The sequence below is a fragment of the Amycolatopsis sp. lyj-23 genome, from assembly GCF_046549135.1.
GTDB lineage: Bacteria > Actinomycetota > Actinomycetes > Mycobacteriales > Pseudonocardiaceae > Amycolatopsis.
Window position 1 is genome coordinate 8,479 of sequence record NZ_JAJPWN010000024.1, and the last position, 13,481, is coordinate 21,959.

5 protein-coding genes are annotated in these 13,481 nt (G+C 75.7%); all 5 read right to left on the minus strand.

Features of this window, described 5'->3' with window-relative positions; translation table 11 throughout:
* The 5 genes from ACLJPY_RS43980 to ACLJPY_RS44000 all read right to left on the minus strand — a co-directional run bounded on the left by ACLJPY_RS43980 (window position 1) and on the right by ACLJPY_RS44000 (window position 13,013).
* Window positions 1–1,578: an acyl-CoA carboxylase subunit beta gene (locus ACLJPY_RS43980; protein WP_410596931.1), complete on the minus strand. Its 1,578-nt coding sequence runs from the start codon at window positions 1,576–1,578 to the stop codon at window positions 1–3.
* On the minus strand, window positions 1,578–7,925 hold the full coding sequence (locus ACLJPY_RS43985; protein ID WP_410596932.1) for a beta-ketoacyl synthase N-terminal-like domain-containing protein: 6,348 nt from the start codon (window positions 7,923–7,925) through the stop codon (window positions 1,578–1,580). The genes ACLJPY_RS43980 and ACLJPY_RS43985 overlap by 1 nt, the downstream gene beginning before the upstream one ends.
* On the minus strand, window positions 7,922–9,664 hold the full coding sequence (locus tag ACLJPY_RS43990) for a fatty acyl-AMP ligase (RefSeq protein WP_410596933.1): 1,743 nt from the start codon (window positions 9,662–9,664) through the stop codon (window positions 7,922–7,924). Before ACLJPY_RS43990 ends, ACLJPY_RS43985 begins: the two co-directional genes overlap by 4 nt.
* Before the next feature lie 92 nt (window positions 9,665–9,756).
* Complete coding sequence (locus tag ACLJPY_RS43995) at window positions 9,757–11,142, minus strand: MFS transporter (RefSeq protein ID WP_410596934.1); 1,386 nt, start codon at window positions 11,140–11,142, stop codon at window positions 9,757–9,759.
* Window positions 11,142–13,013 carry an MMPL family transporter gene (locus tag ACLJPY_RS44000; RefSeq protein WP_410596935.1) on the minus strand — a complete coding sequence of 624 codons (1,872 nt, stop codon included), beginning with the start codon at window positions 13,011–13,013 and terminating at the stop codon, window positions 11,142–11,144. Before ACLJPY_RS44000 ends, ACLJPY_RS43995 begins: the two co-directional genes overlap by 1 nt.
* Window positions 13,014–13,481: the final 468 nt, after the last annotated feature.

Genomic DNA, 13,481 nt, shown 5'->3' on the forward strand with positions numbered 1-13,481 from the left:
TCAGAGGGGGATGTTTCCGTGTTTGCGGGCCGGCAGGCTCTGGCGTTTGGTGCGCAGCACCCGCAGCGCCCGCGCCACCTGGAGGCGGGTCTGCGACGGCGTGACGACCTGGTCGACGTACCCGCGTTCGGCCGCGAGGTACGGGCCGCCGTGGCGCTCGCGGTACTCCTCGGTGAGCCGGCGGCGGGTCGCCTCCCGCTCCTCGGGCGGCAGCGCGGCCAGCTCCCGCCGGTGCAGCACCCGCACCGCGCCTTCGGCGCCCATCACCGCGATCTCCGCCGTCGGCCAGGCCAGCACGACGTCCGCGCCGAGGTGCTTGGACCCCATCACCGCGTAGCCGCCGCCGTAGGCCTTGCGGACGACCACGGTCACCTTCGGCACGGTCGCTTCGGAATAGGCGTAGATCAGCTTGGCGCCGCGACGGATGATCCCGCCGCGTTCCTGGCCGGTGCCCGGCAGGTAGCCGGGGACGTCGGCCAGGGTGAGCAGCGGGATCGAGAACGCGTCGCAGAAGCGCACGAACCGCGCGGCCTTCTCCGACGCGTCGATGTCGAGCACGCCGGCCTGGTGCCGCGGCTGGTTGGCGACGACGCCGACGGTGTGCCCCTGCACCCGGCCGAAGGCGCAGAGCACGTTCGGGGCGAACGCGCTGTGCACCTCGGTGAACTCGCCGTCGTCGACCAGCCGGGCGATCAGCTCGGCCATGTCGTAGGTCTCGTGCGGCGAATCGGGCACCAGCCGGTCGAGTTCGCGGTCGGCGGCGGTCAGCCCGGGACTGGTCTCGTCGGCGTACGACGGGCCGGGGTCGAGGTTGTTCGCGGGCAGGTAGCCGAGCAAGGTCTGCACCCAGTCGACGGCGTCCCGCTCGTCGGCCGCGCGGTGGTGGGCGTTGCCGGCGACCTCGCTCTGCACGACCGCGCCGCCGAGTTCCTGCGCGGTGACGCGCTCGCCGGTGACGGCGTGCACGACGTCCGGCCCGGTGACGAACATGTGCGAGGTGTCCTCGACCATCACGGTGAAGTCGGTGATCGCGGGCGCGTAGACCGCGCCGCCCGCGCACGGGCCCATGATCATCGAGATCTGCGGGATGACGCCGGAGGCGTGGGCGTTGCGGCGGCCGAGTTCGGCGTAGTAGGCCAGCGAGACGACGCCTTCCTGGATCCGGGCGCCGCCGGAGTCGTTGATGCCGACGACCGGGCAGCCGATGGTCATGGCCAGGTCCATCAGCTTGAGGACCTTCTCGCCGGACACTTCCCCGAGGCTGCCGCCGAAGACGCTGAAGTCCTGGGAGAAGACGCAGACCTGCCGTCCGTCGACGGTGCCGTGCCCGGTGACGACGCCGTCGCCCCACGGCCGGTTCGCGTCCATCCCGAACTCGGCGCACCGGTGCCGGGCGAACTGGTCGAGCTCCACGAAGGACCCGGCGTCCAGCAGCAGCCCGATCCGCTCCCGCGCGGTCAGCTTGCCCTTGGCGTGCTGCCGGTCGACGGCCCGCTTTTCGGCGATCCGCACGGCTTCGTCCTGCCGGGCGGCGAGGTCGGCGATCCGGAACGCGGTGGTCGGGGCCAGCTCGTCCATCACCGCACCACCGCCCCGAGCCGGTCGGCCAGCACGGCGACGTGCGGCGGATCGATCATCGAGACGTGATCGCCGGGCACGCGCACGACTTCCAGCGCGGCGCAGTGGGTGTCCCAGCCGAGGGCGTCGTCGGTGCGCAGGTACCGCGGGTCCAGCGCGGTGGTGAGCGGGTGCGGGTCCTGGGCGCGCAGGAGGAGCACGCGCCCGGCGTAGGGCCGGGGCGTGTACCGCTCGGCGACGCGGGCGTCCACATAGGACTCGTACTGGTGCCGCAGGACGCCCGCCCCCATGTCCGGCACGAGCTCGGCGAGTTCGGCCAGCACCCAGCGGATCTGCGCGTCCTCGTCGAGGCTCACCAGTTCCTCGCGCGGTACCTCGAACGGCACACCGTAGGTCCGCGAGATGTGGGCGGCGAACCGGTCGAAGCGGTCCAGCAGGTGGTCTTCGCCCGGCGCGCCCAGCGGCAGGATGGTGTCGATGAGGAAGACGAGTTCGGCGCCGCCCAGGCGCTGGGCGGTCTCGTAGGCGAGGCAGCCGCCGAACGACCAGCCGCCGAGCCGGTGGGGGCCGTCGGGCTGGATGCCCCGGACCAGCTCGGCGTAGCGGGCGGCCTTGCCTTCGACGGTGTCCTCGTCGTCGAGGCGTTCGAAGCCGTAGAGGGGCGGGCCTTCCGGGAGCAGGCGGGCGAGTTCCCGGTAGACGCTCGCGGTGCCGCCGGCCGGGTGGAAGAGGAAGACGGGTGCCCCGCCGACACCGTCCCGCAGCAGGCGCACGGGACCGCCGCCGTGTCCCTCGAGTTCGGCCCGCAGCAGATCGGCCATCGCGGCGACGGTGGGGGTCGCGAAGAGCCGCCGTTCGCCGGGAACGGCCGAGAGGTGCTCGACGAACAGCGCGTGGAGCTCACGGGCTTGGGCGGCGCTTCCGTGGAAGTGCTCGTAGACAACGGGTTCCGGGCCGCCGAGGACGGCCCGCCAGTGCCGGGCCACCCACCGCTCGGCGGGGTCCCGCGGCCCGGCGACGACCGGTTCAGGGGGCGCGGCTTGGACGGAGAAGTCGCGCGGTCGGCCGCCTGCGGGCGGTACAGCCTCGGCGAGACCCGCCGCCCGGGCCTCGCCCGGCGAAGCGAGCCCCGCGTCCTCCCGCGGCTCGGCGAACCCCGCCTGCTCCGCAAGGTGCTCGGCGAGCTCCGCCAGACTGGCTCCCCGCAACAGCAGCGGAATCGGCAGCGGCACCCCGAAGTCCCGCTCGACCGCACCCCGGGCCCGCATCGCCGCCAGCGAGTCCAGCCCCAGCCGCGTGAGCGGCACCGTCCGGTCGATCTCCGCCAGCCCCAGCAAGTCCCCGACCGTCTCCGCCAACCGCGAGGCGATCGCCGCGCGGGCCGCTTCCGGTGCGGCCTCGCGCAGCGCGGCCAAACCGTCCCACGTGGACGAAGAGACCCGAGGCGAGAAGAGCGTGAAGAACGGCCGCTCCCCGAGTCGCGGGAAGAGCTCCAGCACCGTCCCCGCGTCCACGCGCGCCACCCCGGTCGCCGCACTGTCGCGCGCCAGCACGAACTCCAGTGCCGACAACGCTTCCTCCGTGCCCAGCGGGTCGAGCACCGGGTTGGCCGAGCCGGCCGCCGCGCCCACTTCGCCCCACGCGCCCCACGCGATCGTCGCCGCCGGGAGGCCGCGGTCGCGGCGCCACGCCACCAGGGCGTCGGCCCACGCGTTCGCCGTCGCATACGCGGCCTGGCCCGGCGAGCCGAACAGCGCCGCCGCCGACGAGTACACCAGCCACCAGTCGAGGTCGTGGCCCGCCGTCGCCTCGTGCAGCCGCCACGCGCCCAGCGCCTTCGGCCGCCAGACGGCGTCCAGTGCCTCGGCGTCGAGGCCGATCGCGGCGCCGTCGGCCAGGACGCCGGCGGCGTGCAGCACCCCGCGCAGCGGCACGCCCCCTTCGACGGCCGCCGCGACCAGCGCCTCCGCCGTGCCCGGCGCGGCGATGTCGCCCGGCACCACCCGCACGTCCACGCCGGTCAGCCCCGGATCCGCTGCGTGCCTGCCGTTCAGCACCAGCCGCGTCGCACCCCGGCCGGCCAGCCACTTCGCCGCCGTCGAGCCGAGGCCGCCGAGGCCGCCGGTGACGATGTACGCGCCGTCGCGGACCGGCTCGCGCACCGGGTCGCCGAGGTCCGGGCGGACCAGGCGCCGCGCGTACCGCACGCCGTCGCGCCAGGCGACCTCGTCGTCCGGGCCGTCCGCGCGGACCTCGGCCCGCAGCCGGTCCGCAGCGCCCTCGACCAGGCTCACCCGCAGTTCGGGGTGCTCGAAGGCCAGCACGCGCACGAGCCCGCGCAGCGCAGCCAGGCCGGGATCGCCGTCGCCGGCCAGCCACAACCTCGGCGCGACCGGCAGTTCGGCCAGTTCGGCGACCACACCGGCCACCGTCTCGACCAGCCGCGCGCCGCGTGCCGGGTCGGGCGCGGCCGCCCCGCCGAGCAGCGCGAGGACCGCGGTCGGCTCGCCGTCGCGCAGCAGCTTCGCCAGCTCGGCCCGGTCGCCGAGCCGGGCGGTCCGGACGTCCTCGCCCGCGAACTCCCGGTCGTCGTCGGACAGCACGATCCAGCGGTGCGCCCGCGCCGGCGCGGACGGCAGCGGAACCGGCTGCCAGGCCGCCCCGTACAGCAACCGCGTCAGGGCCGCGTCGCGGTAGCGGCGGCAGTAGACGTCGCGGAACTCGACCAGGACGACGTCGTCGGCGTCGACCAGCTGGATGCTGCCGAGCACTCCCTCGCCGGACTCCCGGAGAACGGCGTCCACGCGCACGCCGCGGCGCGGATCGCCGTCGACCACGACCTCGCCCACGCTGAGCGGCAGGTAGAGGGCATCGGCCCGGCCGACGGCCGCGGCGAGCGCGTGCAGGCAGGCGTCGGCGAGCGCGGGGTGCAGCACGTACGCGGGGTGGTCGGTGTCCGGCTGCACGACCGACGCCGACGCGCGGCCGGGTGCGGCGACCACCCGCCGCAACCCGCGGAAGGCCGGGCCGTAGGACTGCCCCAGCTCGGCCAGCGCCCGGTAGACGTCGACCGGCTCCCCGTCGGTCTTCCCGAACGGCGGCGACGGCGTGCCGCCCGTGCCGATCCGCGCGGTGGCGTGCCGCACCCACGACCCGGACCGCGTGTGGACGCTCAGTTCGGTCCCGCGCAGCGTCGTGGTCACTTCGGTGTGCTCGCCGAGCGGCAGGACTTCCCGCAGTTCGAGGTCGTGGACGCGCCCGCCCGGGCCCGCCGCGGCGAGCGCGAGCTCGAGGAAACCGGTGGCCGGGAACACCGGGACGTCCCGGACGGTGTGGCCGGCCAGCCACGGCACCGCGGCGGTGCCGACGTCGCCGCGCCACAGCCGGCCGCCGTTGGGGTCGTCGACGTGCACGCCGAGCAAGGGATGCGCCCCGCCGGTGCGGACCGTCCGGCGCGGCCAGAACCGTTCGTGCCGCCAGACCGGGCCGGGCAGCTCGACCGGCGGCGTCTGCGGCCGGGCGGCCAGCACGCCGGGCCGGCCGCGCACGTGCAGCCGGGCGAGGCTGGTGAGGAACGCCGTCCGTTCGTCGATCCGGCGGCTCGCCGAGGGCAGCCCGAGCGCGCCCGCCTGCTCGATCGCGGCCAGTGCCACCGGGTGCGGCGAGACTTCGACGAAGACGGTGTGCCCGTCGGCCACCGCCGCGGCCAGCGCCTGGCCGAACCGCACCGACCGCCGCAGGTTGGCCGCCCAGTACTCGACGTCGAACGCGGGCTGGGCGCGCGGATCGTCGAGAACGCTGCTGTAGCACCGGATTTCCGGCGTCCCGTGAGTGAGCCCCGCCACCGCGGCGCGGAAGGGATCGAGCAGCGGCTCGACCGCGGCGGAGTGCCCGGCACCCGCGACGGGCAGCCGCCGCGCGAGCCTGCCGAGGTGTTCGGCGTGCGCGACGACGGCCTCGACGCGGTCGGCCGCCCCGCTGACGGTGCACTGGGTGGGCGAGGCGTAGACCGCGATGGTGACGTCGGGGAACGCGGCGAGCTCGGCCGGCGAGAGTTCGACGACGGCCATCGCCCCGCCACCCCGCGCGTCGAGCGCGTCGAGCAGCCGCGCCCGGGCGGCCATGACCCTGAGGCCACCGGCGACGTCGAGCGCCCCCGCCACCACCGCGGCGGCGACCTCGCCCATCGAGTGCCCCAGCACGGCGGCCGGGACGACGTCGTGCGCCCGCCACAGCGCGGCCAGGGCGAGCTGCATCCCGAAGAGGGCGAGCTGCGTCGCGGCGAGGTCGGGGAGGTCGCGCTCGAGCGCCTCGCGCAGGGAAAACCCGGCTTCGGCGCGGAAGACGGGATCGAGCGCCTCGATTTCGGCGCGGAAGGCGGGCTCGGAGCGCAGGAGCAGGCGGCCCATGCCGGACCACTGCGAGCCGTAGCCGGAGAAGACGAAGACCACGCCAGGCTCACCCGAGCGCCCCAAGGCGGCCTTGGTTGCGTCTGACGCACCGAAGGCCGCCTTGGGTGCGTCTGACGCACCGAAGGCCACATTGGGTGCGTCACACGCACCGAAGGCCACATTGGGGCGCTCGAGACCGGCAGCCAGACCTCGCAGGGCCTCGACCACCTCGGCCCGGCTCTCCCCCACCACCGCACCGCGCACCGGCAGGTGATCCCGCCGGTGCGCCAGCGTCGCCGCGACCGCGGCCAGGGGCAGCTCGCTCTCCGCCAGCCAGTCCGCCAGCGAACCGGCCCGCGCCCGCAGTCCCTCCGCCGACCGGGCCGACACCGCGAACACCTGCGGACCGTCCTCCTGAACCCGGACCGGGAACGACGCCGCCGGCCACTCCTCCAGCACCACGTGCGCATTCGTCCCGCCGAAACCGAACGCCGACACCCCGGCCCGGGCCGTCCCCGAGTAGCGCGGCCAGTCCGTTCGCGACGCGACCACCCGCAACCCCGTGAAGTCGATGTGCGGGTTCGGCTCGCGGAAGTGCAGGCTCGGCGGCAGCCGCCGGTGGGTCATCGCCAGCACCACCTTCAGCAGCCCGGTGATCCCGGCCGCGCCTTCGAGGTGGCCCAGGTTGCTCTTCACCGACCCCAGCAGCAGCGGCCGCTCCGGCGACCGGCCCGCGCCGAGCACCGCCGCCAGCGCGCCCGCCTCCATCGGGTCGCCCAGCGGCGTCCCGGTCCCGTGCGCCTCGACGTAGTCCACTGTGGACACCTCGATCCCGGCCGTGGCGTACGCGTCCCGCAGCAACGCCACCTGCGCGTCCGGGTTCGGCGCCGTCAGGCCGTTCGACCGGCCGTCCGAGTTCACCGCGCTGCCGCGGAGCACGGCCAGCACCCGGTCTCCCGCCCGCCGCGCCGCCCGCAGCGGCTTGAGCACGACCACGCCGCAGCCCTCGCCGCGGGCGATGCCGTCGGCAGCGGCGTCGAACGGCTTGCAGCGGCCGTCCGCGGCCAGCACCCCGGCCCGGTGGAACCCCGCGGTGATGCCCGGCGAAAGCAGCACGTTGACCCCGGCGGCGAGCGCGGTCTCGCTCTCCCCCCGGCGCAGGCTCTGCACCGCCTGGTGCACCGCGACCAGCGACGACGAACACGCGCTGTCGAGGGTCAGGCTGGGCCCGCGCAGGTCGAGCAGGTAGGACAGCCGGTTCGCCGCGATGCTCGCCGCGGCGCCGGTCCCGGCCCAGACGTCGACGCCCGGGACGTCGGTCATCGTCAGCGAGCCGTACTCGGTGGCCGACAGCCCGACGAACACCCCGGTCCGGCTGCCGCGCAGCGACGACGGCGGGATCCCGGCGTGCTCCAGCGCGGCCCAGGCGACCTCCAGGAGGATCCGCTGCTGCGGGTCCATCGCCGCGGCCTCGCGCGGGGTGATGCCGAAGAACTCCGCGTCGAACCCGGCGACGTCGTCGAGGAACCCGCCGCGCGAGGGCACACCGGCGAGGTCCTCGGCCGGGGCGAACGTCTCCCAGCGGCCTTCGGGGACGTCACCAATGGCGTCGCCACCGGAGTCGAGGAACCGCCAGAACGCCTCCGGGGACTCGATCCCGCCCGGCACCCGGCACCCGAGGCCGATGACCGCGATCGGCTCGCCGTCCTCCGGCAGCGGCACGTACTCGGGAGCGTCATCCACTGTGGACAGGTGGTCGGCGAGCGCGGCGATCGTCGGGTACTGCCACACCAGGGTCGGCGCCAGCGGGCGGCCGACGAACGCGCCGAGGTCGGCCGCCAGGCTCGTCGCGTCCCGTGAGGACAGTCCGGTTTCGTGCAACGGCCGGTCGGGGTCGACGGCGCCGATCCGCGCGGTCAGCCAGGCACGGATCGCGGCCGCGTCGGGCGCGCTCATGCGAGCCGCCGGCCGGCGAAGGCACCGTCCAGGTAGGACTCTCGGCAGCGGGCCCTGCTGATCTTGCCGCTGGAGGTCCGGGGCACCTCGCCCGGCGCCAGGAAGACGACGTCGTGCAGACGCAGGCCGTGCCCGGCCGACACCGCCGCCCGCAGCGCCGCCGTCGCCGCGGCGAGGTCGGCCTCGGTGTCCTTGGCGCGTTCCACGACGACGACCGCGGCTTCGCCGTCGTCGCTGCCGATCGCGAAGGCCGCGGCCGAATGCGGCCGGACGGCGGGGTGCGCCTCGACGGTCTGCTCGATGTCCTGCGGGTAGTGGTTGCGGCCGTCGACGACGACCAGGTCCTTCAGGCGGCCGGTCACGAACAGCTCGCCGTCGAAGACGACGCCGAGGTCGCCGGTCGCCAGCCACCCCGCACCGGTGCCGGGGTCGAGCGGGGGCAGGCCGAAGGTGGCCGCCGAAGCCGCGGGCCGGCCCCAGTAGCCGCGGCCGACGTTCGGGCCGCTGACCCGGATTTCGCCGACCTCGCCGGGCCCGGCGGGCGCTCCGGTCACCGGGTCGGCGATCCGCACCCGCTGGCCCACCGGGCGGCCGCACGAAACCAGCGTCGTGGCCGCGGCGTCCGTGGCCGGGCTCGCCGCACCGGCGGCGAGCCGGTCGCGGTCGAACGCCACCTGCCGCGGCGGCTTTCCCGCGTCCGTCACGGAAACGAGCACGGTGGCTTCGGCCAGGCCGTAGGAGGACCGGTGCACCTCCGGCCGCAGCCCGCACCCGGCGAAGGCGTCGTGGAACTTCGCGATGGTGGCCGGCAGCACCGGTTCGCTGCCGTTGATCAGCGAGACGACCCGGCTCAGTTCGAGGTAGAGCTTGTCGGATTCGGTGACGCGGGAAGCGCAGTAGCCGTAGGCGAAGTTGGGGGCCGCGCTGATCGCGCCGGGACTGGCCGAGAGCGCGCGCAACCAGCGCGCGGGCCGTTCGAGGAACGCCAGCGGGTCCATCAGGACCGACTCCAAGCCGCCGGCCATGGGCGCGCCGATGCCGAGGATCAGCCCCATGTCGTGGAAGAGCGGCAGCCAGCTGACCGTCGACGTCGTCCCGCTTTCGGCGCCGTAGGCGGCACACGCCTGGCGGGCGTTGGCGAGCACGTTGCGGTGGGTCAGCACGACCCCGGCCGGCGAGCGCGTCGACCCGGACGTGTACTGCAGGTAAGCCGGGGCGTCCGGATCGGGTTCGGGCCAGTCGCGCGCCCCGGCCGTCGGCACGGCGTCGACGTCGACCACCACCGGCTCGGCCGGGGAACCGGCGAGGAACCGGGTGACCGCGTCGAGCTCCCCGGCCGTGGTCAGCACGACCCGCGGGCCGCAGTCGGCGAGCGCCGCGGCCAGCCGGCCCGCGTGCCCGGGCAGGCCGGGCGCGAAGAGCGGCACGGCGACCAGCCCGGCCCGCAGCGCACCGAGGAACGCGACGACGTACCCGGTGGACTGCGCGGCCAGCACCGCCGCCCGCTCCCCCGGACCGGCCACTTCGGACAGCCGCGCCGCCACCGCCTCGACCCGCTCGTCGAGCTCGCGCCAGGTCAGCGTCACGGCCCGGCCGTCTCCACCGTCGCGGTGGTCGAGGTGGGTCACGGCGGTCCGGTCGCCGAGCCGGCGCGCCCAGTGCCCGAGCAGGGTGGCGAAGGACTCGCCGGCGGCAGCAGTGGCACCGGTGACGGGAACCGGCTGAGAAATGGTTTCCATGCATCCTCGCAGAGAGCGTTTACCGGCGCAGTGAATAGCCGCGCCGATGCGGTTGTCAACGATTCGGACTCGGATACTCACGGGGAAGCGGGTCAGGGCACCGCACGTTTGTCATGCGGCGACGAGGTTCGCGCGGGCCGGGGTCCCGCCACGCGCACGGCCAGCCCGGCGCCGGCGAACGTCAGCCCGGCGGCGACGAGCAGGCCCGCGGTGTAGCCGCCGGCCAGGGCCGGACCGGCGGGAACACCGGCTTCGAGCCGCGCCGAGCGCACCGCGGTCAGCACCGCACCGATCAGGGCGACGCCGAGGGCGCTCGACAGTTCCCGCGCCGCGGTGAGCAATCCCGACGCCGTGCCGGAATAGCGCGGGGCCACCACGTCCAGCGCGTGCGACGTCATCGGAACGGTCAGCGCCGAGCCCGCGCCGATCAGGACCAGGCCCGGCACGCGCGGCCACAGCGCCGGCACGGGGTTCACCGCGGCGAGGGCCAGCAGCCCCACGCCCACCGCGACCAGCCCCGCAGCGACCGTCCGAAGTGGACCATACCGGGCGACCGACGGCGGCACCAGCGGGGTCGCGGCCGCGACCGCCACCGCGACCCCGGCCAGCGGCAGCCCGGCACCGGCCGGCCCGAGGCCCAGGAACTGCTGGTGCAGCAACGGCGTGAAGAAGAAGATCCCGGAAATCCCGAGTCCCCACAGCAGTTGCAGGCCGAGCGAGCCGGCGAACACGCGGTTCCCGGTCAGGGCCGGCGGGATCAGCCGGTCCGGTGCCCGCCGCTCCCGGACGAGGAACGCCACGCCCGCCACGGTCCCCGCGGCGAGCAGCGGCAGCCGGAGCCGCGGCTCGGCCAAGGCGGTGGTGAGCAGCACCAGGCTCGCCGTCACCAGGACCATGGCCGACGCCGGTGGCGCGCGAGTGCCCGCGTCGCGGCCGGGCAGCACGGTCCCCGGCAGCAGCACGAGCATCGCCGCGACGAACGGCAGGTTGACGAAGAAGATCCACGCCCAGCCCCAGTATTCGCTCAGCACCCCGCCGAGCGCGGGGCCCAGCGCCAGCGCGGCCGCCAGGCAGGCCGTCCACACCGCCGCGCCGAGCGTCCGGCCGCGCGCGTCGAGGTTGGTCCGCAGCAGGCTCAGCAGGCCCGGCACCAGGAACGCGGCCGCCGTCCCCTGCAGCACGCGGGCGGCGACCAGCAGCCACGCCGCGTCCGCCAGCCCGCCCGCCGCCGCCCCGGCGCCGAACGCGACGAGGGCACCGGTCAGGACCGGGCGCCGGCCGCGGCGATCGAGCAGCGCGCCCGCCACCGGCAGCAACCCGGCGAACGGCAGCATGTACCCGAGGGCGAGCCACGACAGCGCCCCGACGTCCAGGGCGAGGGCGCGGCCGATGGACGGCGCACCCGCGGCGACGATCGTGTTGTCCAGCGTCGTGACGAACGCGCCGAGGGCGAGCAGGGCCAGGGTGCGCCGGGTCATCACGGGCTCCCCACGAGCTCGCCGGGGGTGCCGGCCTTCCGGCGCGGGAACCACCAGTTCGCCGCGCCCAGCCGGGCCATCACGGCGGGCACGAGCACGCAGCGCACGACGACCGCGTCCAGGAGCACGGCGACGGTCAGCCCGACGCCCGCCTCCCGCACCACCCGGGCGTCGACGAAGGCGAACGAGACGAACACCAGCGCCATGATCAGCGCGGCCGCGGTGATGGTCCGGCCGGTCGCCGCGACGCCGTCGACGATCGCCGCCCGCGTGTCGCCGTGGCGGCGCCACGCCTCCTGGATGCGGACGATGAGGAAGACCTCGTAGTCTATCGACAGGCCGAACAGCCCGGCGAACAGGAACACCGGCAGGTACGGCTCGATCGGATCGCCGAAGGCGAACACCACCGCGCCGGTCGTGGCCGCCGCGGTCAGCAGGTTCATCACCGCCGCGGTGAGCGGGATCAGCACGCTGCGGAACACCCAGGCCAGCAGGAGGACCGAAATCCCGACGACGGCGGCGAAGAACAGCGGCAGCCGGGCGGTGATCGCCGCGGAGAAGTCCGCCCGCGCCGCGACGACCCCGCCGACGTGCGCGTCCGGGCTGCCGAGGACGGTGGCCAGCACCCGCGTCGACGCGAGCAGTTCGCCGGTGGCCGGGTCGGCGGGCGCAGTCCGCGGGACGACCGTGAGCAGCCACCCCCCGCCGGGCAGCACGGCGGGCAGCCCGACGTCGGCGCTCGCGAGCAGCGCTTCCCGCAGCGCGCCCACCGAGCGGCCGCCGGTCCCGACCACCAGCAAAGGCGCGTCGGCGCCTGGCCCGAAGCCCGCGGCCAGCAGTTCGGCGGCGGTCCGCGTGACGCTGCCGGGCGGGTCGGAGGCGGCGTCCGGCACGCCGAGCCGCAGCCCACCCACCGGGAGCGCGAGCACGGCGACGACCAGCAGCGCGGCGAGGGTGTACGGCCCGGGGCGCGCGGTCACCGACCCGGCGAGCCGAGCCCACCGACCGGCACGGGCATCACGACCCGGGCCCGCCCGATGAGCCACCGGCCGCAGCAGCGCGGCGAAGGTGTACGACCCGGGGCGCGCGGTCACCGACCCGGCGAGCCGAGCCCACCGACCGGCACGGGCATCACGGCCCGGACCCGCCCGATGAGCCACCGGCCGCAGCAGCGCGGCGAAGGTGTACAGCCCGGGGCGCGCGGTCACCGACCCGCCGAGCCGAGCCCACCGACCGGCGCGAGCGTCCCGGCCAAGGCTCGTCCGATAGGCCACCGGCCGCAGCAGCGCGGGCAGCAGGGTCAGCGCGGCGAACGCGGTCAGCAGCACTGCGACCGCGGCGGAGAGCGCGATGCCGTCCAGGAACGGCAGGCCGACGGTGACCATCCCGGCCAGCGAGACGCAGACGGTGACACCGGCGAAGACCACGCTGCGGCCGGAAGTCGCGGCTGCGACGGCGAGCGCTGCCGCCGGTTCCGCGCCTTCGCGGCGGCTCTGCCGGTAGCGGGTGAGCACGAACAGCGCGTAGTCGACGCCGACGCCGAGCCCGAGCAGCGCGGCGATCTCGGTGCTGATCTCCGGCACGGTCATGACGTGCGACACCAGCGTCACCGCGGCCAGCGCGCAGCCGACCGGGACGGCCGCGGTGAGGACCGGGAGCACGACCCCGCTGACCGAGCCGAAGGTCACCAGCAGCACCACGGCCGCGGCGAGCAGGCCGATGCCGGCGTTGCCCAGGCCGGGCGCGGCGGCCGTCATCGCGGCGAGCTCGCCGGACGCCCCGGCGGTCAGGCCGCCGGCGTCGCGGACGGTGGCGGCGAGCGCGTCGGCCGTGCCCGGCCCGAGGTCGGCGGCCGGGGCGTCGAACCGCACGGTGAGCACCGCGGTCCGCCGACACCCGGCCCGGCGGTGGGTCGACGGCCACGACGTGCGGCAGCGCCGCCAGCCGGGCGGTGAGCGCGTCGAGCCGGGCGCGGCCGGGGCCGCGGTCGACCGGGCCGTCCGGCGACCGGGCGACGACGCGTTCCCCGGCACCGGCGGCGCCGCTCGTGCGCAGCAGGTTCGCCACCGCCGTGCTGTCCGCGGCGGGCAGGTCCACGGTGTCGCGGAAGGCCGCACCGGCGTGCAGCGCGGCGGCGCCGAGCCCGCCCAGCGCCACCAGCCACAGCACGAGCACGACGCCGGCCCGGCGGAAGCACCAGGAAACGAGCGCCGTCATCGGTGTTCCTCCTCCCGCGGACCGGTTGATCACGCTAACAACGGGACGGGGCGCGAAGATACCGCCGCGGTTCACAAATCGGATCCGGAAAACCTTTGCCGCGGTTAGTGTTCCGGAGTTTG